Raw genomic sequence first — 21,396 nt, 5'->3', positions numbered from 1 at the left:
TGTCTTATTCGGCAGTGGTAGGGTCTATTGTAGAGCGTATTTCGGCCACGCTGTTGGCAGGGAATCCACCTTTTTCTGCATGCTCACGTACAGTAGCTTCGTCTGGCGCAATGTAGATGCAATAAATTTTATTGTCAGTAACATAGCTCTGCACCCACTGAATCTGTGGGCCGAGATCTTTTAAAACTCCACATGATTTTTGTGAAATTCCCTGTAGATCCTGAGGAGTCAGGTCTCCGGCATTAGGTATTTCCCGTTCAATAACAAATTTAGGCATATCCTTCTCCTGTTTAGGTGTAAGTTATTGCCATAAGGCAAGGCTCTGATTTCAAGGTCTGCACTTGTGTTAATAAGTTGAGACGTCTAACCTTATATAAATTCGTATGTTGTTGCCTATAAGTTTGTCAATTGGAAAGGTTGTTTTACCTTTGTGACTTATATCTATAGAGTCTTTCATCTTCTTGATTTTTTGCATATCTCACAGCTATGTTTTTATCTTTCAGCCTGTGACTTAACTTATGAAATAAACCTTCTTTTTACTCTTTATGGAAAAATAGAAAATGAAAGCAATTATTACCGGTGGTAACAGAGGAATCGGTCTTGAAATATCAAAAAGACTTATAGCACTTGGGTACGAGGTTCATGTCTTGTCAAGATCTGGAATTAGCACCCCGCCGGAGGGCCTTTTTTCATGGGCTGCAGATGTTTCAGATTACGAACAGACGATTCAGATTGCTGATAAGATCGGCCCTGTAAATATTCTAATTAATAACGCTGGTATTATGAATGCCAAGACGGCAAGTGATTACAATCAGGATGAGATTCTTCACATACTAAACGTAAATTTGATTACGTCTGTGCGACTTAGCGTTCGCTTGGCTGAGCAAATGGCTAACAACGGTGGGGGGAGAATTGTTAGTATGGGGTCAATCGCCGGTGAAATAGGGCATCCTGATATATGGTACGGCATTTCTAAGGCTGGAATTACTAATGCTATGCGTTCTATAGCGAGAGCATTCGGTTTAAAAGGAGTCATTGCGAATTCCGTAGCTCCAGGGCCGATAGATACGGCAATGATGAAGAACATTCCTCAAGATCGAAAGGATAGGTTGAAAGCAGCAACGATACGTCAACGTTTCTGTACTGCCGAAGAAGTCGCAAAAACGGTTTGCTGGCTTGCGACCGATGCACCTGAATGTATAAATGGTGAAGTAATTGATTTAAACAATGGCACTAATTATCGCTAGGCAACTAACTGTGCCTTACGCTCAGATGGTGGTCTGCGCTACACTGTTTCGGCGAAGTTCATGTTCATGGACATTGTGCTGTCGTGAATCATGGAACTGACCTGTTTAAAAAGAAATCTCTTTTTGCCAGACAAGGAGCTTGACTAGACATCCTGCTCCTTGTCTGGCGTAATTTTTTGCTTATGAGGTTGCTTTACCTGTACTACAATTCCTCGAATGCCTCGGCAGCATTAAAACTGCTTCTTACAAGCGGCGCGCAGAACATATGCGGAACTTTAAGGCCTTTGCCGTATTCTGCGTATTCATCAAAAACTGACGGTTCAACATAACGTTTTACTGCCGGATGTTCTTTTGAAGGGCGCATGTATTGGCCTATGGTGATTATGTCGCAGTTTATGGCAGCCAGATTATCGATAACCTCGCGCACTTGATCATCATTCTCTCCAAGTCCTACCATTAAACCTGATTTTACATGTATTTTGCTTGTTTTCTTTACCCGGTCAAGCAGTTCAATACTTTGCTTGTAATCTGCTTGCGGACGTATCTTAGAATAAAGTGCAGGCGGAGTTTCTACGTTGTGATTGATAACATCTGGACCAGCAGCAATAACCGTTTTGAGAGCATCAAAATCTCCTTGAAAATCAGGAATAAGAACCTCTACAGTGCATTCAGGATGATCATTATGGATACGTTCAATGGTCTCAGCGTAGTGCGCAGCACCGCCATCAGGGAGATCGTCTCTTGTGACCGAGGTGATTACTACGTATTTGAGTTCAAGGCGTGAAACAGCCTCGGACACTCGGCGCGGTTCATCGGCATCCAGTGGCTCTATGAGTCCCGGAGAAATATTGCAGAATGCACAATTTCGTGTGCAGTTGTGGCCCATTATGAGAAAGGTTGCCACTTTGCGTGAAAAACAGTCCCATGTATTGGGGCACTTGGCATTCTGGCAGACAGTGTTTAAATTCAGGTCCGCAAGCAGTTTGGCTGTATTATTGAAAGTTTTTCCTGTCGGAAGTTTAACTCTGAGCCAAGGCGGTATCCGCAAATATTTTTCTGAATTCTTCTCTGAAGACATTTTTTACTTCCTCTATATCAATATCTCGCCCAGCCTCACGGGACAGGGATGTTGGATGTGCGCCATGCAGTCCACAAAGGGTGATGGCGTCGAAAAGTTTCATGTCACGGGATACATTGAATGAAAGGCCGTGATAGGTAATCCATTTCTTAACTCCAATGCCTATGGAGCATAATTTACCGGGGCCGACCCATACGCCCGGTCGACCTTCACTGCGTGCCGCTTCGACACCGAAATGCGAAGCCGTGCGGATAGCAGTTTCTTCCATGTCATGAAAGAATTTTTTTATGCCACCACGTCTTTTTTCAACGCGTATGACTGGATAAACAACGAGCTGACCGGGGTAATGACAGGTTATATTGCCTCCCCGTGCAGTCTGAACAACCTCAGCTCCCATTTGTTTGAGTGCTTCTTTACTGATCAGCAGGTTATCTATACCGCCTTGTCTACCGAGGGTAACTACAGGAGGATGCTCAAGCAGATAGAGGGCTTCTGCTGCGGAGCCCTCTATCACTTGATTTAATCGTTGTAACTGGATTTGTTCGGCATTACTGTGGGGGATCAGTCCCAGATCAATAAAATCCATTTTAAAATTATCCTTCGTTTTTCTGCTGAGGCTTACGTCTCTCATATGAAGACTTACCGCTTCTCTTCCCTACAGATTTATCTTCGGTTTTAGGAGCTCTTTTTTGATCCTGATCACGCATGGGCAGCTCTACAATCATAGCACCTGACTTGACATCCTTTATATCCTCTTCTGGAGCAGGCATACCTATAAGTCCACCGGGATACAGGGTTTTTGCTCCATCTTTGGCTGTAAGCAGAATTTGTCCTTCAGCTGCACAGCCATACTGGGCGAAGCCTCCCTCATCCAGTCTGAATGAATCGGAAATAGCACGGATACGTATTTCGCCTTCATGGGGCTGCTGTGTTTCAGTTCCGGGCTGGGCTACATATAGAAAACTAAGGCTGACATTACTTTTTTCCAGACGACAGTTGGCAGAAAGTTTTTGCAGCCAGACGGGGGCATTCTCTGCATCAAAATTAAAATGACACCATGCTTTTCCCTGCTCGCCGTTCATGGGACACTCTTCATGATGTGTGCAAGGACCTAGAATGGAAAAACCTTTTTCAATATATTCATTACGGATAACAGACAGCACACGTCCGGACATACGGATTCCCGGTTCAATAATGAGAATTCTCCCTTTTGGTGCAAGCATTCTGCTGATGGATGTGCAGAATTTCTCGGCCCAGATCGGCAGCGGAGCGCGAGTCCCTCCTGAAGCTTCGTTAACCATATTGGCAGTGACCAGCAGGTCTGCTTTTTCTCTTATTTTGGAAGTGGTGCCACCTTTGACATTAATCATGCGCCACGGGCTGTTTTCACCAGCAAGAGCTTCAAATAACTTGGTTGCTTCACGCATGGGTTTAGGGGTGCGGTCCACGTTTACAAAGGTCAATTTCTTCTCACGCAGCTCTGGTCTGGCAATCCATAAAGCTTGAGCCACAGTAAGCGGCCCTGCTCCGAGATCAATAATTACGCCGTCATCCGGCAGCGTTATATCAAGTCCTTGAAACAGACGTGACATGCGGTAGAGGTTCCATGGCAGAAAGTAGCGCAGATAGGCATTCAGACTGCGAGGTTCAGCCATATAGTCTTTAGGAAGACTGGCTCTTTCTCCTGTGAGCGCCCGTGATAAATCACGGATAGCGTAGGGGAGTTCTGTTTTATGTTTGGAACGAAGCGGCATCGCCTTGTTCAGAACATTCAGGTAGTGATCAAGTTTTTTTGATATTTCAGCTGTGGGTAGCGGAAATAGTGAACTGACTTTAATAGACATATTGAAATATCATCCTTTCAAGGTATTTTTGTCCGAAATCCTTACTTCCAGCCAGTTCCAGCACGCTGGATCGAGGAGGTAGGGATAAGGCAAAATCCCGGGCGTTTTGATTGTTGGTTAAGATTACAGCTCCCGCAAGGGAGGTATTGCCTGCGGCGCGGGTGATCCCGGCTGTTTCAGCAGGAATGAATCCGGTTGTTACCAGATCCTTTATGTTTACATGCTGGCCCATTGCCCCGCCAAGAATTAGTGATTTAAGGCTTGAAGGCGGTAAGTTCGCCTGATCAAGCAAGGCGGACATGGCAAGGTTGAAGGCCGCTTTAACTTTTAAAATTTCTTCTACATCAGCAGCAGGAAGACTCAGTTTATGCCCCAGGTCAAGAGCCGGAGAACCTTGCTCCTGCGTGATTTTTGCCGCTAATTTTGCAGCAAAGGGAGTGTTACCTGATCCGAATTGTCCTTCGCGTGTAAGAACTCCTGATCTAAGCAAGAGTGAACACAGGGAAAGGTACCCTGTTCCGGTAATTCCGGGCCTGTTTTCTTTATCCGGCTGGCTGATAAATAACGGAGTAAGACCAACTGGAGTAAGAGTGAAAGATGAAATTGCTCCAGGACCTGCAGTGCGACCATTACTCAGTCCGACTCCTTCAAGTGCAGGTCCCATGGGGACAGAGGAGACAATGTATTCTTCCTCAGATAGAGCTAGAACAAATTCTCCGTTAGTTCCTAGATCGCCAAATAGATATGGATATTCTGGTTTTTCGTCAGAAAAATTAAGAGATACAATCCCGGCTGTAATGTCCGCTCCTACAAAGGGTGAAAAGTGGGCCGGGATATATGCTTTTGGCAATCTGGGGCTTATGGTGATAGAGTTCCCTGCTTTGCTCGGCAAAGAGTAGGGGGCATAACTTAATCCCTGAACATCATCCTGCGCAAGGATTGAGGTCATGGATGGATTGCCGGCGATGACCAGTTCTTTTATTTTACCTGTTTCAGCTATAAGCGTTTCAATACGTCCTGTCACCAGTTCAGATAGAACTTTACATTGCTCTGGCTTGGCTGCAAAAGCAAGACGGGACATAACTTCACTGCCGAGCCCTATCTGTGGATTAAGTTCCTGACCGGATTTAACAATTTCACCGTTAATGGTAAAAGCCCATTGCAGACCTGTTGTTCCCAGATCAACGGCAAGAGATATGTTTTCAGGAAGTTTTTTTGAAAATTTATCTGAAACACGAGGAACAACCCGTTCCGGCTGCGGAATAAAAATAGTTGCCGGTTTGGCAGAGTGAAGGCATGACAGACGCCAGCCCCGCTCAATTTCATTTGAGCTGAACTTTTTTAATTCTTCCTTATGCGGAGTTGGATGATTTGATTCATATCTCACTTTGCACAGGGTGCACCGACCCATTCCGGAGCAAAGAGGAACTCCCTTAAACGCTCCGTTGAGGAATAATATTTGAGCCAGATTAAGCTCGTTTGATGGTACAATTTCAGCGATGTGCTCATCATGAAAGTGTACAGTAAGATATTTTTTCATATTAAAAAGCTGTTATTTATAAAAAATTAAACCGCACCAACATAATGTATATGCGGTGCGGATGATTGGCAAGCAGCAGTATTCGGTTTAAAATCAGCTGTCCAGTTCTTTAATGGCCTTTTGCAAGTTATCCATCCAGCGTTTGGCGAAAATATCATATTCTCCTAAACCCTTAGCAATAGTAACAGTTTCAATTCCTTTTTGGGCGACAATGTTTTTCCATGACTTTTCATGGTTTCCATCGATATCTTTTTTGGCATGGTTCCCTGCTCCAAAGAGCAATGGGATCAGAAATGCTTTTTTAATGCCTGAGTCTTGAATTTGCTTACGTATTTTTATGATGTCATCTTCATTGTTAAGTCTGCCTAGATAAGCATTTTTATCTTTCGATTCCAGTGAAGTCTTGAGCTGATCGTAAAGTCTGTTGCCGCTATCTGAATATTTTGATCCATGAGCAACTAAAATTAAAGCTTCGTTATCCGGGTTCCTTTCTTTCAGCAGATTGAGCATCAAGTCGGAAACTTCTTCAATCTCTTGTTTATTGGTGAGCAGAGGATTTCCGAGAACAGCTTTATTAAGCTTAATTTCGCCTCTATCAACTCGTTTTATCAGTCTACTGATATTTGTAAATTCTGTCCCCGGAATAACATGTAGGGACTGGATGACAACGTGACTTATGCCTTTGTCGCTCAGCTTTTCCAGGGTCTGCTTCAGGCTTGGGAGAGCCTGCCCCTGCTTTTTTAATTGCTTGAGCACATGGCCGGAAGTAAAGGCACTTTGGATCAGAACTTCAGGATACAGTTCTTTTGCCATCTTTAAAATATTACCTAAGGCTGAACTTGCAGCCCTGTTTTTTGAACCGTGAGCCGCAAAAATGATGGCTTTTTTCATCAAATATATTCCCGCATGATTATCAGATTATTTACTTGGTAAGAACTGGAAAGCATAGCAGACAATTTTGTTAGAGCAAAGCATTTTGGACGGGGCAAAAAATCAGCTATCCTGTCTATAAATATTTATCAGGTTGCCAGAGGGTTATTGGCTTCAAATTCCGCCAACTGGGTGGCAATAAGCTTTTCGGTATCAATTACTAATGCATCATTTTCACCCATCATGCCGAATCCTAGTATAGGTAAATTATATAAGGTGTTTACAGGTAAAGTGAATCCTGTAACAACAGCTTTCTGTTGTCTTAGGACTTCATCCACTAAAATGGCGGCGCATACATCTCCTAGTTTGACAAGAATGGTTTTCGGTAGAACGTCAGCGGCAGGAGGTGGAAAATCGAATATTTTGTGCATACGGATTAGAGGATGGATTTTACCACGTATAGATACTGTTTCACGCCCATCTGGGAGATCTGTGAAATCTTTTTCCAGCGGTTCATAGACTTCAAGAACTTCCCGGCTGGGAAAGATAAAGGTTTCATTTCCTACAGTGGTAATCAATGCATCAACGATACCTTCGTTAACAGATCTGCTTAAGGGGATGGAAATGGTAAAAGTAGATCCAGCTCCCAGTTCACTCTTGATGGATATTTTTCCATCAAGAGTATTATGAATAGCTGCGACAACTGCGTCCATACCCACTCCGCGACCGGAAATATCTGTTACTGCACTTGCTGTAGAAAAACCTGAGTGGAGAATAAATTCATAAATTTCTTCGTTGCTGTATTCCTTGTCCGGATCTGCGAGACCGCGTTCAAGAGCTTTATTTAAGAGAATGTCAGCGTCCAACCCTTTGCCATCATCGCTTATTTCAATGTATGCGAACTCGCCTTTTCTAAATGCGTTAAGATGAACCTTGCCTAATTCATCCTTGCCGCACATTTTGCGGTCTTCCGTGGATTCAATTCCATGATCTAGTGCGTTGCGGAGTAAATGGACAAGAGGTTCGTTGAGGCATTCCACAATGGTTTTATCGAGAGCTAAATCATCACCTTCAATTGTAAATTTAATACGTTTATTAAGCTTCTGTGATGTACTTTTCACAAGTCTGTGCATAGGCATAAATATCTGTTTGAGCGGTACCAGCCTGATTTCGTCCATTTCGGATTGCAGGTTGCGGATATCCTTATCCATCTCTGTAAGACTTGAAGATATTCTGGAAATGTTATCAGTTTTAGTCTGCGCAATAACTGCATATGTCACCATCAGTTTACCGACCAATTCAATTAGTGAGTCAAGTTGCTGGGTTGAAACACGGATTGATGAAATCGCCTGCGGATCTTTTTTCTTTTCCGGGGAGAGATTGATTTTTTGAGATTTTTCTTTTGTTTCTATATCTTTTGCTGCAACTGATTGTTGTGATTCTGTATTAATAATTTCTTCTGTTTCAATATCTGTAATTTCAGCTTTTGGTTGAGTCGTGATCTCATTTTGTATAATGGAATCCATTTTTTCCCAGCCGTCAATTTCGCTAGGGGACTCACCCATCATTTCGCTCATTTCAGCCATCATCTCCATCTCTGCTTTTTCAATGTCTGCAATTGAAGACGTCTTGGTCTGTACTTCATCTTTATCAGCTTTGCAGGAGTCTTTTTTGGCAGCACCCTTATCAAGAAGGCCGCCTATGCAGTAATAGAATTTTTTTTGAGCTTCAGTAATTTCAAGAAGAGCGGTAATTAGTTCCGGGGTGATTGGAGTAATGCCGTCTGACAGCATATCCATAAGTGCTATGACCTGAGTTGAGGGCATTTTTACGTGCTCAAGTCCAAGATCTTGCAGAATAGAGTTTATATCTCCTGAACCTTGTTCAAGATTTATGATTGCTTCTTGAAGCTGGTTGATGCAACCTGAAATACTTTTTTTCATTACCCGTTTGCTCCGGTGTTACTTGAGAAAGCTGTCTCTACTATCAAATACAGACAGGTATTTCTGAAAGCCCCATGAATAAAACGTACTTGTGCAATGGCTGTTCATCCCGGTTATTCCTATTTCATGCTCATCACTGTAGTTGGCAAGAAGTTCAAAAAGAGATGATCCAGCCGACATTGACAGGCCGAAATCTATAAGAATTTTTTTATTGCTGGCTACATTCTTAAGAATCTGATCAACTGCTTTAAGCTGTTCAGGGTGATACATACGTCTAGCCATAATTGTTATTATATCTACATCCGTTGAAGATTCCACTTCAATCGGAATAATATTTTCAGATCCTCCTAATCCCGAGTCTTTTTCAATGCCCTGAAGTCTTGCTTCAATATCGTCAGTCATGGACTTGTCAAAGTCCCCTGATTCACGGAGTTGCTCAATAAGCATGAAAATGGTGTTAACTGATTCAATAGCAAGGGCAATTTGAGGAAGTTTATGATCAACTTCTCCTGCCTGCATTTTTTTCAGATAACTTTCTACCTTATGAGTGAAAGTTGAAGCCGGCTCGAACCCGGACATGAATCCTGTTACACCTTTTATGGTATGAAGTGGACGTGAAAGTACATCAATCCCTTCTTCGATGCATTGCTCATCAAGGAGATCAATACCTTCCAGTACTTGCGGATAGTATTTGTCATTTACTTCCGAAAAGAATTCTTCAACGAGGGAATCGTCTTCGCTCATAATTTGTATGTCCCATAAAAGCGGAGTCTATTTTTGCAGCAAGCCTATTTTAGCAAGCTCATCATACAATTTTTCCCGGATCACGGGTTTAATAATATATCCTGATGCTTCTGCATCATGAAAGGAACGGATTACCGTTTTTGCATCATCTAATGCCGTGGTCATAATTACTTTTGCAGGTGTATTGATATTATTGTTTTTTTCAAAATCTCTGATGGCTGCCAATGCCGTAAGACCGTCAACTTCAGGCATCATAATATCCATAAGAATAAGGCCGTATGGCTCATCTTCTTCAAAAGCCATCTTGTAGGCATCAATGGCTTCCTGTCCGTTAACAACTATGTCTATTTGAAAAAGTGGTGAAAGAAAATTTGATAATAATTTTCTACCAACAAATTCATCTTCTGCAATCAGCGCACGCATCAAAGCCTCCATAAAATATATATCATCTATAACAATTGCATATCATGAGTTTTTTAGCAATTAAATGTCAACGTGTTTAATATAAAATTTATCATAATATAATATCTTAAAAGTTGAGCCTTGCAAACTTGCAAAAGGTTGGTTACCTAAACCGCCATGGAAAGACAAAGAACACCCCAAAGAGAAGCTAGAGTCAGGGAAGTGCTGGCAAAGCGTCAGAAAGATTTTACTCTGATAGTTGATAATGTATGGGATCCTCACAATGTTTCCGCAATTCTGCGCAGTTGTGATGCTTTCGGTCTCTACGGAATACATCTTTATTATACAGTATCCCAATGGCCGGAATTGGCAACTAAGTCTTCTGCATCCGGTAAAAAATGGGTGGAACGCACTAAGCATACTGACCCTGTAAAGATGGTCGGCGGGCTTCGTGATCAAGGCTTTCAAGTTTTGCGTACCGGATTTTCCGAGACAGCAAGACCGTTAATGGATTTTGATCTTAGCCGCCCTTCAGCAGTTATTCTCAGTAACGAGCATAGTGGAACAGCCCCGGAACTTGCTGAACTGGTTCCTGATGAGGTTTATATTCCAATGCAGGGGATGATCCAGAGTTTTAATGTTTCTGTTGCTGCAGCTCTTATACTCTATCATGGTTTTACCCAGCGATACGCGAAAGGCATGTATGATGAACCATCCTTCTCACCTGAAGAGATGGATAAGCTCACCGCAGAGTGGCTTGCTCGCTAGCATAAAAAAGCTAGGAACATATTTTTCTTATAAAACTCAGATCTTTTGACGTGAACGCCCTTGGATATTTTTATTCAGGGGTCTTCTTTTATGAGTGATTAATTTATTCGTTTTCCCTTAGCGCTTCATATAATTCTATCCATTTTGTTTCTGTATCTCTCCATAACTCATTAATATCGCGTGAAAAAATTAAATTTAAGTCTTGTTCTGTGTATTTGCTTTCCAGCTTTATTTTGTTACCGAAAACTTGAGCCATGCCTCGTACATTGCTGGCTTTTGCAAGACTGGTGTGCTGAATATGTCCTATTTTCAATTGTCCTGCATAAATGTGGTTGTATCCTTTTAAATAAGCACGCAAGTCACGTTCAAGATCATCAAATTGTGTTGGATTGAAACGGACATCAAAAGAGCCGCATTTGTGTATGGCATCCATATTAAGCATATGGCAGCACCCGGAAACATGAACAGCCGGACGTGTGTATGAAAACTGACCATAGTCAAAGGCATTGCGGCAGCTGTCAAAAACCATAACATGCTCGGTTAATCCTTCAATTTGTGAGCTTCCATTGCCGGGATGGAAAAGATGATAGTCCGCCGATTGCAATGAAGTTGGTACCCCGGTTGATGTTATCCTGCAGCCTACGGCACCGGGATTGCCATAATGTTTTGCTGTGGCAAGAAGTTCTTCCAGCCAGTTAGCCGGTAACTCCACATCATCATCTAAAAATACTGCCCATTTAGATTTGCGGACTTCCGGTTCAGCAAGCAGCCAGTTGCGTGCCGGAGGAGCTCCGACATTAATCGGGAGCTGTATTCCCTTGTACTGTCCTTTAGCAAAGATGTTTTTAGCGTCCCTCACAACATCACCAGTAGTATCGCTGGAGCCGTTGTTAAGGGCAAAAACTTTTGCTTCACCTATATTGGATTGTGCAACATTCTTGAGTGTATTTTCAATTAGTCTACCATTGTTCCATGAGTAGAGAAGTATGGATACATCTGCTGAATCTTCTAATGCCTTTGTTGTGTTGATGGGATACAGGAGACTGTGCAGTTTCTGTCCCCAGTTAAGATTCCATATATTTTCCCTCCATAACTTTGAAAGAATAACTATCGCGTCGGCGGGATGCTCTGATTTAAGCATTAGCTCGCTAAGCATATATTCCTTCCATAGTGACCATATGGCACTATCAAGTTTTTCAAGGGATTTTAATCCATCTTCATATGAGCCGTATAAAAAATTGTACTGAGTTATAAGTCTTTGTTTTAAAGGTATAAAACGCTCTTCCCATTGGGTGAGGTTAAGAGCATTTTGAGCTAAATCAGGATTACCCATGCGTAAAAGCGTGTCCCATGATTTGGAAAGCCATAAAAGTCCATCTGATCCTCGGAGAAGTGGGAAAAGATGACGTATTATCAGTGCTTGATCCCCTGATTGAAACAGGTTTTCCAAATCATTTACTGGTATTACAGTTTTTGGCAGAGCAGTGATAGCTTTGAGAAGATTGAGCTGTTGAATTGGTGAGTCGTGATTGTTAAGTTCTAGACATTTATGAGCAGCAGCCGTGTCCAAAGGGTTTTGCATCCACATAAGCATGGACAATTTACGGCTTACTTCTCCAAATCGTGGGTCTTTTACAGCAAGATTTTGAAAGATATTGATGAGTCCGCTTTGGTGAGAATACTCTTCTGTTCCAAGTATCCATAGAGGAATAGTCTGTTTTATAGCTATAAGAAAATTTTTTACATCGTTGAGAGTGTATTGCATTATAGATGCTCCGATTATTGTTGCTGTAAGTTTCTTTTTTATTATGACAAATCAAGAATAAAGTCATGTATGATTATAGTTTGTTTGACCTTTCGTAATAGTAATACAACTTGTAAAGATGTAAAAGATGCTGGACATTGTATGTAAAGTTGGTATTAATGGTCGCTTCGTACGCTATGTACAAAAATGGAGTTTTATTAGATGAGCGAACAGGAAGCAATTAACATTATAAAGACCGGTGGGGTGCTGATTTATCCCACAGAGACTCTTTTCGCCGTGGGTGCAGATGCTTGCGATGAAAGAGCTGCAAATCGTGTGGCTCTAATTAAGGGGCGCCCAGTATCTAAACCATTACCGTTAATTATAGGTAGCATGGAGCAGCTTGACCTAGTCACCAGTTTTGCTTCTGCTGATCTTCTTAGAATAGCGAGTCATTTTTGGCCTGGCCCTTTGTCTATTTTAGTAAAAGCTCGTGAAGAACTTCCCTCTGCAGTAAAAGATTCCAGAGGATATACTTCAGTGCGCTGGACTGACCATCCGCTAGCCAGCAGTCTTTGCCTGAAGGCTAGAACCCCATTGATAGCCACAAGCGCAAATATGAGTGGGAAACCTGCAACAGCTGATGTTTCCAAGCTTGATGCTGATTTGACGGTTATGGTTGAGGGCGTTTTTGATTCTGAACCGGGCCCGCGTGGCGGTAGTCCTTCCACGGTCATTGAGCCTTTCAAGGATGGCAGAATAAAAATTCTACGTGAGGGAGTTGTTTCTGGCAGAGAGTTGATAAGAGCTGGGTTTGTTCTTGTAGAATAATTAATCGAGTGATTTAATTTTGTGGCCTGTCAGCGTAAGTGGGCAGGTCTTTTTTTTGTACAAAAAATTTAACTTAACTATCACATTCTATGCGGTAGTTGTTGGTGTGGTAAAAAAAATTGAACTGTATTTTAATTTTTGATCTTCCTCTTCTAAAATTAAAATGCAAATATAACAGTGTGTTGTGATGTGTATCTTACTTTTGATGTTTTTGGCACATCCATTGCTAGATAGATATTACCTTCATTCCTTTGTTGAAATAAAATCGAAAATAGGCCCTGTCAGAAATATCTGGCAGGGCCTTTCGATTTTTTATGTCATTCTTTAAATTCAGTTCTGGTTTAGGTTGAGTATAAAATATTTGACTCAAAAGCCCATGCATAGGACCGTATTCCTTACTAAGTAAAAATTATTGAACTAATTCTGTATGTTTAATGCTTAGTTGAGTTTCTTAAAAAATTAAATAAAACAAAGTCTTAGATCTGTATATCTGCCTTGTAGGTTTTTGGCACATCCATTGCTAGATAAGTATTACCTTCATTCTTTTGCTGAAATAGTATCGAAACCGGGCCCTGTCAGAATTATCTGGCAGGGCCTTTTCGATGTTTATGACCACAAAGTTTTATATTACCTCTTTTCATCCATATTTTAATTTTAGATGTTGGTACATAGCTGTAGCTCGGTTGACATCTTTATCAGACTAAATATGAAGATCTGAATTAAGTGCAGGCAGATTCTTGTAGCGGCTTGTAGTATTATGGGGTTAGGTCTTTTTGGGGCGAATGACTTATGACTGGACTATTTAATTAAAAGTCAGATTCTCTTGTAATGAAAGATCATTCACGGTAATAGTATAAGTGATTATTTGTTGTCTAAATGTTTTGGTGTTGATTTTGTAAACAAAGTAAAGGCGTTTTATAATATGGTTGCCACTAAGCCCTGTCCTCATTGCGGTAAAGATGTCGTTCATTACCGTAATCCTGTTCCTACGGTTGATGTTGTAATTTATGACCCTGAACAAGGTGTTGTATTAATCAAACGTAATAATCCTCCTTTTGGCTGGGCATTACCCGGTGGATTTGTTGATTACGGTGAAACTCTTGAGCATGCAGCAGTACGTGAGGCAAAGGAGGAAACTGGTCTTGAGGTTATTCTTACAGGATTAGTAGGTGTCTATTCAATGCCCTGGCGTGATGATAGACAGCATACTATAAGTGTAACTTATAGTGCTGTCTGCCGTGACCGGGATAAACTTCAGGCAGGCGATGATGCCGGTGGTGCAAATTTTTTTACTCTAGATAATCTTCCTGAACTTGTTTTTGATCACAAAGATATTTTACAAGATTTCTCTACTAATATACTCAGACTGCAGAAAGCTGCGGTTGTGGGCAATTCCGATTAACATGCTTTAAACATGGAGTTGGATCAGTGCATGAGGTTCTATACGTAACATCGGAAATGTATCCTTTTTCCAAGACTGGTGGCCTTGGCGATGTGATGGGGGCTTTGCCTCCATGTGTAAGCAGTAAGGGAGTAAAAACAGATGTAATTACTCCATTTTATGGGCGTATGAATTTAGACGGCAATAAGTTGCGTCTTGTCTATTCTGACTTGCATGTGGGATATCCATGGCCGGATACAACTGCTGAGATATATCAGACAGAGTACGAAGGTGTGTCTGTATATTTTGTTGCAAGAGGTGAGTTTTTTGACCGCAGGCATTATTATAATACTCACAATGGAGATTATTTTGATAATTGTGAGAGGTTTATTTTTTTCTGCAAAGCCGTCCTAAAATGGGCCCGCCTGCTTCCTACACCTCCAGCTGTGATTCATTCACATGACTGGCAGTCATCACTTGTCTCTCCTTACTTGTATTTTGAAAAAAGGACTGATTCATTCTGGTCAAACACCAAAAGTGTTACCACTATCCACAATCTTGCATTTCAAGGGCGTTTTTCCGAACGTCTCTTTAATGAATCAGGATTGCCTCTTGAAGCCTGGTCTATGCATGGTGCAGAATTCTTTGGTGATCTAAATATGCTTAAGGCCAGTATTGCCTATAGTGATGCTGTTACTACAGTAAGTCCTTCATATGCTGAAGAAATCCTCGGGCCTGAATTTGGTTGCGGACTGGAAGGTTTCTTAAACACTCAGACTCATAAGCTGGAAGGTATTTTAAACGGGGCAGACTATACAGTATGGGACCCCGGCAATGACAAATTTCTGCCATGCAACTATAGTGCGGAGAATACAAAGGGCAAGCTGGAATGTAAGAAAAATATGTTGCGATATTTTGATATGTCAGAAGAGCTTAATGATAAACCTGTACTTGGATTTATCGGGAGGCTTCGCGATCAAAAGGGAGTAGACCTGCTCATTGACATCCTGCCGAGGCTGATGAAGAAAGACCTGGGTGTAATTGTATTAGGGGAGGGAAACCTCACGTATGAGGCACGGCTGCTTGAACTAATGGAGGAGTATCCGGGACGTTTTTGTGTCCAAATAGGATATACAGAAGATCTTGCACACGGAATACAGGCTGGATCAGATATTTTTTTAATGCCTTCCCGTTATGAGCCATGCGGATTGACTCAGATTTATGCTCTGAGGTTCGGGACTCCCCCTGTTGCTACAGCTGTCGGAGGACTTAGGGATACAATTACTCCATACCCTGATCCTGATGCGACTGGATTTACTTTTAAAAAGCCAGACTCAGAGTTGTTTTACGAGGCTGTATTAGAGGCTGTTGATGTATGGCAGAATCGCACTGAATGGGACAAAATGGTTAAACGGGCCATGCGTAAAGAATTTACATGGGATAGCGCTGCTGATGAATATATTAAACTGTACCGCAAGCTTGGCGCAAGAATATAGAGGTAAAGTATGCCCACTAAGCTTATTGAAGATTTAGCTGAAAAATTGAAAGTTGATATCAGCGGGCTCAGCCTTGTTGAGGCAGTTCGTCTGCTTCAACGGCTTGAGGGTAATTTTGATTGTTTTGCCCGAGCTGAGAGTGGATTCTGTAGTCAGAAAGAATGCCTTTTTTATTTAGAATGTATGGAAAATTCCAGTAACACCGAGGATTAAGATCCAAATGCCCGAAACTTTACCGGTTTATATTGCACCATTTGATTTATTTTTGTTTGGGAAAGGTGAGCACTGGGATATTTATCGTATTCTAGGAGCCCATTTTGATGTGCAGGAAGAACAGGAAGGATACCGTTTTGCTGTATGGGCGCCTAATGCTCAAAATATATATGTTACTGGCGATTTCAATAATTGGAATACACGGGCCAATCAGCTTTTTCCTGTAGGAGTTTCAGGTATCTGGGCCGGATTTGTTCCTGAGGTAGAGGCCGGTCAACTCTATAAATATAGTGTAGTAAAAGATGACGGGCATGAGGTTCTTAAGACTGATCCATTTGCATTTAGAACTGAAATGAGACCCGGGCATGCAGCAGTTACCTGGGGACTTAATAACTATGAATGGGAAGATACTGCGTGGATGGCTAAACGCCGTGAGATAGGTTTGCCGCTTGATAAACCTATTTCATGCTATGAAGTCCACCTTGGTTCATGGCGCAGGGAAGACTGGGACTATCGGTCGTATCGTCAGCTCACCAAGGAGTTGATACCTTACGCCAAAGATATGGGGTTTACCCATATTGAGCTCATGCCGATTGCCGAACATCCTCTTGACGAATCGTGGGGATATCAGACAACACATTATTATTCTCCTACTTCGCGTCATGGCACGCCAGATGATTTGCGCTATTTTATTGACAAGTGTCATCAGGAAGGGCTGGGAGTTATTCTGGATTGGGTCCCGGGTCATTTCCCTAAAGATGATTGGGGATTGGGGCGTTTTGATGGGACAGCTCTTTTTGAGCATGCCGATGCCCGTAAAGGTGAACACCCTGATTGGGGAACTTATATTTTTAACTTCGGGCGCCATGAGGTCTGCAATTTCCTTCTTGCTAATGCTTTGTATTGGCTCAAAGAATTTCATATTGACGGATTGCGCATAGATGCTGTTGCCTCCATGCTTTATCTTGATTATTCGCGCCGTGAAGGGGAGTGGATTCCTAATGAGTATGGTGGAAATGAGAATGTTGATGCGATCCAGCTCCTTAAAAATCTCAACACGGTCGTTCATGAACAATTTCCCGGAGCAATGATGATTGCCGAGGAGTCGACGTCATGGCCCGGTGTTTCAAGACCTGTGTATACTGGTGGTCTGGGGTTCACATTTAAATGGAATATGGGGTGGATGAATGACACTCTTGATTATATAGAAAAAAGTCCGATCCATAGGTCTTACCATCAGAATAAACTTACTTTTTCTATGGTTTATGCATTCAGCGAAAACTTTTTTTTGCCTCTCTCCCATGATGAAGTTGTGCATGGAAAAGGAGCATTGCTTTCTAAAATGCCCGGAGATATGTGGCAGCAGATGGCTAATTTACGCCTTCTGTTTTCGTATCAATGGGCCCATCCGGGTAAAAATCTTCTTTTTATGGGATGTGAGTTCGGGCAGTGGAATGAGTGGGATTGCCGTAAAGAGTTAGATTGGACTTTGCTCGGATTTCCTTCACATCAGGGATTGCGCAATACTGTAATTGATTTGAATAGAGTTATGCACGAAAATCCAGCTATGTATAAGCATGACACGGATTGGTCTGGATTTGAGTGGGTTGACTTTAGTGATTATAAATCCTCAGCAATGAGTTTTTTACGCAAGAGTGATGGAGATAAGCCTATATTATGGGTTTTTAATTTTACTCCCGTTGTCCGCGAAGGATATTGCCTTGGCTGTCCTGTCGGTGGCAAATGGAAGGAGATTTTCAACTCAGATGCAGAAATATACGGTGGTTCAAATGTTGGTAATATTGGAGAGGTTGAGGCCCTCAAGGCCGGAGATATCGGGGCATTTCCTTATTATCTGCAACTGACTTTGCCTCCGCTGGGGGCTATAGCTCTAAGACCTGAATAAAGTGTGTTTTTTTGTGAGGGGAGTCTTATTTTAAGGCTTCCTTCTTTTTTGTTTTTTTATCCTGTTATGTTGAGAAGTATGATGAAGAAAAATATTTGTATTACTCTTGGCGATCCTAATGGATTGGGTCCCGAGCTTGTTTGCCGTCTATTTTCCGAACGTAAAGCTGATCGTGCTTTTTTGATGATAGGTCCTGAAAATGGACTAAAATATCATATGGAAAAGCTTGGGTTAAACAAATTTTACACTGTGCTTAATGATCCTCAGGAAATTATCGGGGCTGAAGCCGGATATTATTTATATTGTCCGGAAGTTCTTGATAGCTTTAAGCTTAAGGTCGGCTCTGCTGAATCTGAAGGTGGACGCTGCGCAGGAGAATCTCTTGAGGCAGCAATGACTTTACTTAATAGTGGTATTGTCTTCGGCCTTGTAACCTGTCCTTTGAATAAGGCAATGTTGCAACTAGCAGGATTTGATTTTCCAGGTCACACAGAATTTTTGGCAACCAGATCAGGGGTAGGGCGTGAGAATGTCTGCATGCATCTCGGCGGTCCTCGCCTTAAGGTCAGTCTGGTTACTACTCATCCAAGATTTATTGATATTCCTAAGTCTATTACTCGAGAGCGGATTCTACGCTGTATTGAATTGACGGATACACTTGTTAAGTCACTTGGACTTGATAAGCCGATTGCTGTATGTGGGCTTAATCCTCATGCAGGTGAATCAGGACGTATTGGACATGAGGAAATTGAAATAATCGAGCCGGCTATCACAGAGGCTGTGGAGAAAGGGTATAAAGTGGAAGGTCCGTTCCCCGGTGACACTATATTCCATTTTGCCGCAGATGGTAGGTTTAGCGCAGTTCTTGCTATGTACCATGATCAGGGACTTGCACCGTTGAAGCTTCTTCATTTCAGTGAAGCTGTAAATATAACCCTTGGGCTTCCGTTTCCAAGAACTTCTCCGGATCATGGTACAGGCTATGATATCACCGGAACCGGAAAAGCATCGCTTAAAAGTTTTAAAGCTGCTTTAGAGTCTGCAGAGCTCATGGTTGATGCTCAGTGATTAATTTACAAAAAAAGGGTAGATGTTGAAATATAATTTCATCTACCCTTTCTGAATTTAACTGTGTTTAATTCAGAGTCTTTTCGTTTTAATACCCCGGAAAGAATTTCTTTCCGGGGAAGAAAAACTAGATTCCAAATGGACCGAACTTCTTAACGTATTCCTGAAGTTCTTCCCAGAGGTGCTCGGAAAATTTGTCATATTTTTCGCTTGCACTATCGTAGCTTTCGAGCTTTTTCACTACGTTTGCAGCTTTGTCATACACATCTTTGAATTCAGCTTCGTCCATTCCTGCCATTTTCATAGCTTCATCTTTAGAAAGATGACCAGTATGGGCAAAGACCCCGGACAGAACGCCCATCATCTTTTTTACGTTCTTCTGAGCCATTTCGCACTCCTTAAAAAAAAGTAATAAATAGTAAAACCTTGTCTGACATAATGCTGTTAACACTATAATCCTCATAATTGCAAGCGGTTCTCATGCCATGTTTGTTATTATTAAACCATTATGTACACGTGTATATTGGGCGGAAAGCAACATTGCTTTTTCGTAGGCTCAAACGTATTGTAATTTTTTTATCACAATCAAGAGTATATAAATGAAAAATACAAATAATAGTGTCTGGATAAATGTTGGAGAAGCGTCTGGTGACATGCATGGGGCAATGCTTGCCAAGGAGCTGTTTAAACGTGATCCTAAATTGAAAATCATGGGCATGGGCGGTTCTGCTATGGAAAAATCTGGCTGCGATATCCGGTATTCCATGCAACTGATTAATCTTGTCGGACTGACTGAAGTCTTTCCTAAGCTACCTGGCTTATTAAGGCTTTTTGGTAAAATTGAGGATATTTTAAAGAAGGAACGGCCTAAGGCAATAATTCTTATCGACTGTCCTGATTTTAATTTTAGACTGGTAAAAATAGCTCATAAACTGGGAATACCAATTTATTATTATATTACTCCGCAAATATGGGCTTGGAGGCAGGGCCGGGCAAAATTTTTACAGAAGTATGTCCGTAAAATTCTTTGTATTCTACCATTTGAACAGCAGTTTTTTAAGGATCGCGGGGTCGAAGCTAAATATGTGGGACACCCGTTACTTGATATTATTCCCATTTCTGATTTGGATGCCATTAGACCGGACCCGGATCTTATTGGAATTTTACCAGGCAGTCGCAGTAAAGAAATATCTTCACTTTTGCCAGAATTCGCGAAGGCTGCGGAAATGTTATCTAAAGATTTTCCTAATTTGAAATTTTCAATCGCTCGAGCACCGGGAGTTAAGGAAGAAAAATTACGCAGACTATGGCCTGATCATTTGCCTGTGACTATCAATCAGCCGGAAAACAGGTATCGCCTTATGCGCAGCTCTGCAGCAATTATGTCTGCTTCCGGGACAGCGACTCTTGAATGTGCTCTGATCGGTACACCTACCCTGGTTGCATATAAGATGGCTCCACTTTCAGTATTACTGGCAAAGCTTGTTGTTAAAGTTAAATTTGCCAGCCTTGCCAATATTATACCTGATAAATTAATTTTACCCGAGTTTCTGTTTGATAATGCTACGGCTGAAAATTTTTATGGGCAGGTCAAGCAATGGATGAGGGAACCTGATACGGCTGATGCTGTTAGGGCTGAATTAATGCATTTGCGGGAATTAATTGGCGAGCCCGGTGTTGCCGGACGTACTGCAGACATAATATTGCAAGATCTAGATTTAATATAAAATTACAAACATATATAAAAAACCCCCGGGGCCAATCCCCGGGGGTTTTCTGACTTTGGAACAATAACGAAACAGCCAACGTGGCTGTTTCGTAACTCACAATCTAAATTAACTTTCTAAATTAAACGCAGCCGGTAGGTTTAGGAAGACCAGCCATTTTACATGCTCCCTTACCAGGGCCGGAAGGAAACAGTTCGTAAATGTGTTTAAGTTTGAAACCGGTGATTTTGGAAAGAATACGTACCATGGGTGCGATACCGTTTTTCTTGTAGTAGTCCTGCAAGAAGTCGATAACTTTCTGGTGTTCTTCGTTAAGTTCTTTGATGCCTTCGCCTTCTTTTACGTAGTCAACCCATTCTGGGGACCAATCTTCAAACTTAAGCAGGAAACCATCTTCATCAACATCAAAGCTTTTGCCCTGAAATTCAACGATTGCCATGTAAAACCTCCTAAAAAATTAATCATAAAAGCAGACAAGCTGCTTTACTCTCAGGTTATAAAGACTCCCCCGAAACCCGATTCCGAGGAAAATGTCTCACTCACCCAAAGAGCCAATTAAAACCTAGGCAAAAAAATTTCAAGAAAAATATTATA

At 41.8% G+C, this 21,396-nt stretch carries 21 protein-coding genes; 9 read left to right on the top strand and 12 right to left on the bottom strand.

Annotated elements, in window-relative coordinates; translation table 11 throughout:
- Window positions 1-4: 4 nt before the first annotated feature.
- Window positions 5-277 (bottom strand): DUF4242 domain-containing protein, encoded by a 273-nt coding sequence (locus H589_RS0104955; protein ID WP_027721013.1) that lies wholly within the window; start codon window positions 275-277, stop codon window positions 5-7.
- A gap of 283 nt (window positions 278-560) precedes the next feature.
- On the opposite strand from H589_RS0104955, the gene H589_RS0104950 reads away from it, so the two are divergent.
- Complete coding sequence (locus H589_RS0104950) at window positions 561-1,247, top strand: SDR family NAD(P)-dependent oxidoreductase (protein ID WP_027721012.1); 687 nt, start codon at window positions 561-563, stop codon at window positions 1,245-1,247.
- A 202-nt stretch (window positions 1,248-1,449) separates the two neighbouring features.
- Here the strand turns inward: H589_RS0104950 and lipA are convergent, their stop codons facing one another.
- From lipA to H589_RS0104910, 8 genes are all read right to left on the bottom strand, one after another.
- Window positions 1,450-2,325 carry a lipoyl synthase gene (gene lipA / locus H589_RS0104945; protein ID WP_027721011.1) on the bottom strand — a complete coding sequence of 292 codons (876 nt, stop codon included), beginning with the start codon at window positions 2,323-2,325 and terminating at the stop codon, window positions 1,450-1,452.
- Window positions 2,267-2,911 (bottom strand): lipoyl(octanoyl) transferase LipB, encoded by a 645-nt coding sequence (lipB, locus tag H589_RS0104940; RefSeq protein WP_027721010.1) that lies wholly within the window; start codon window positions 2,909-2,911, stop codon window positions 2,267-2,269. Before lipB ends, lipA begins: the two co-directional genes overlap by 59 nt.
- Before the next feature lie 7 nt (window positions 2,912-2,918).
- Window positions 2,919-4,169, bottom strand: coding sequence for a small ribosomal subunit Rsm22 family protein (locus tag H589_RS0104935; protein ID WP_027721009.1), 1,251 nt, complete (start codon window positions 4,167-4,169; stop codon window positions 2,919-2,921).
- Entirely contained in the window at window positions 4,159-5,709 is a 1,551-nt protein-coding gene (locus H589_RS0104930) for an ASKHA domain-containing protein (protein ID WP_027721008.1), read from the bottom strand. Before H589_RS0104930 ends, H589_RS0104935 begins: the two co-directional genes overlap by 11 nt.
- Before the next feature lie 93 nt (window positions 5,710-5,802).
- Window positions 5,803-6,600: a sirohydrochlorin cobaltochelatase gene (locus tag H589_RS0104925; RefSeq protein ID WP_027721007.1), complete on the bottom strand. Its 798-nt coding sequence runs from the start codon at window positions 6,598-6,600 to the stop codon at window positions 5,803-5,805.
- A gap of 128 nt (window positions 6,601-6,728) precedes the next feature.
- Window positions 6,729-8,522 carry a chemotaxis protein CheA gene (locus H589_RS0104920; RefSeq protein WP_027721006.1) on the bottom strand — a complete coding sequence of 598 codons (1,794 nt, stop codon included), beginning with the start codon at window positions 8,520-8,522 and terminating at the stop codon, window positions 6,729-6,731.
- 18 nt (window positions 8,523-8,540) lie between these two features.
- Entirely contained in the window at window positions 8,541-9,266 is a 726-nt protein-coding gene (locus H589_RS0104915) for an Hpt domain-containing protein (RefSeq protein ID WP_027721005.1), read from the bottom strand.
- A 27-nt stretch (window positions 9,267-9,293) separates the two neighbouring features.
- Window positions 9,294-9,689 (bottom strand): response regulator, encoded by a 396-nt coding sequence (locus H589_RS0104910; RefSeq protein ID WP_027721004.1) that lies wholly within the window; start codon window positions 9,687-9,689, stop codon window positions 9,294-9,296.
- A 156-nt stretch (window positions 9,690-9,845) separates the two neighbouring features.
- Here H589_RS0104910 and H589_RS0104905 point away from each other — a divergent pair, with 156 nt between their 5' ends.
- A complete protein-coding gene (locus H589_RS0104905) occupies window positions 9,846-10,436 on the top strand; it encodes a TrmH family RNA methyltransferase (RefSeq protein WP_027721003.1) in 591 nt (196 codons plus the stop codon).
- 103 nt (window positions 10,437-10,539) lie between these two features.
- Here H589_RS0104905 and H589_RS0104900 read toward each other — a convergent pair whose 3' ends face one another.
- Complete coding sequence (locus H589_RS0104900; protein ID WP_035075093.1) at window positions 10,540-12,201, bottom strand: glycosyltransferase family 2 protein; 1,662 nt, start codon at window positions 12,199-12,201, stop codon at window positions 10,540-10,542.
- A gap of 201 nt (window positions 12,202-12,402) precedes the next feature.
- Here H589_RS0104900 and H589_RS0104895 point away from each other — a divergent pair, with 201 nt between their 5' ends.
- The 6 genes from H589_RS0104895 to pdxA all read left to right on the top strand — a co-directional run bounded on the left by H589_RS0104895 (window position 12,403) and on the right by pdxA (window position 19,075).
- Window positions 12,403-13,011 carry an L-threonylcarbamoyladenylate synthase gene (locus H589_RS0104895; RefSeq protein WP_027721001.1) on the top strand — a complete coding sequence of 203 codons (609 nt, stop codon included), beginning with the start codon at window positions 12,403-12,405 and terminating at the stop codon, window positions 13,009-13,011.
- A gap of 922 nt (window positions 13,012-13,933) precedes the next feature.
- Complete coding sequence (locus H589_RS0104885; protein WP_027721000.1) at window positions 13,934-14,413, top strand: NUDIX domain-containing protein; 480 nt, start codon at window positions 13,934-13,936, stop codon at window positions 14,411-14,413.
- A 26-nt stretch (window positions 14,414-14,439) separates the two neighbouring features.
- Window positions 14,440-15,888 (top strand): glycogen synthase GlgA, encoded by a 1,449-nt coding sequence (glgA, locus tag H589_RS0104880; RefSeq protein ID WP_027720999.1) that lies wholly within the window; start codon window positions 14,440-14,442, stop codon window positions 15,886-15,888.
- A 9-nt stretch (window positions 15,889-15,897) separates the two neighbouring features.
- Window positions 15,898-16,101 (top strand): hypothetical protein, encoded by a 204-nt coding sequence (locus H589_RS0104875; RefSeq protein WP_027720998.1) that lies wholly within the window; start codon window positions 15,898-15,900, stop codon window positions 16,099-16,101.
- A gap of 7 nt (window positions 16,102-16,108) precedes the next feature.
- Entirely contained in the window at window positions 16,109-18,007 is a 1,899-nt protein-coding gene (gene glgB, locus H589_RS0104870; protein WP_035075091.1) for a 1,4-alpha-glucan branching protein GlgB, read from the top strand.
- An 81-nt stretch (window positions 18,008-18,088) separates the two neighbouring features.
- Window positions 18,089-19,075, top strand: coding sequence for a 4-hydroxythreonine-4-phosphate dehydrogenase PdxA (pdxA, locus tag H589_RS0104865; protein WP_084146875.1), 987 nt, complete (start codon window positions 18,089-18,091; stop codon window positions 19,073-19,075).
- Window positions 19,076-19,202: 127 nt separating this feature from the next.
- Here pdxA and H589_RS0104860 read toward each other — a convergent pair whose 3' ends face one another.
- The gene (locus tag H589_RS0104860; RefSeq protein ID WP_027720995.1) at window positions 19,203-19,463 is read right to left on the bottom strand and encodes a hypothetical protein; all 261 of its coding nucleotides are present in this window, start codon (window positions 19,461-19,463) and stop codon (window positions 19,203-19,205) included.
- A 211-nt stretch (window positions 19,464-19,674) separates the two neighbouring features.
- On the opposite strand from H589_RS0104860, the gene lpxB reads away from it, so the two are divergent.
- The gene (lpxB, locus tag H589_RS0104855; RefSeq protein WP_027720994.1) at window positions 19,675-20,802 is read left to right on the top strand and encodes a lipid-A-disaccharide synthase; all 1,128 of its coding nucleotides are present in this window, start codon (window positions 19,675-19,677) and stop codon (window positions 20,800-20,802) included.
- A 121-nt stretch (window positions 20,803-20,923) separates the two neighbouring features.
- Here lpxB and H589_RS0104850 read toward each other — a convergent pair whose 3' ends face one another.
- On the bottom strand, window positions 20,924-21,241 hold the full coding sequence (locus tag H589_RS0104850) for a TusE/DsrC/DsvC family sulfur relay protein (protein ID WP_027720993.1): 318 nt from the start codon (window positions 21,239-21,241) through the stop codon (window positions 20,924-20,926).
- Between the last annotated feature and the right edge of the window lie 155 nt (window positions 21,242-21,396).

Origin of the sequence: Maridesulfovibrio zosterae DSM 11974, from assembly GCF_000425265.1 — a bacterium.
GTDB classification, from domain to species: Bacteria; Desulfobacterota; Desulfovibrionia; order Desulfovibrionales; family Desulfovibrionaceae; genus Maridesulfovibrio; species Maridesulfovibrio zosterae.
This window is presented reverse-complemented; position numbering and strand designations above follow the sequence as displayed.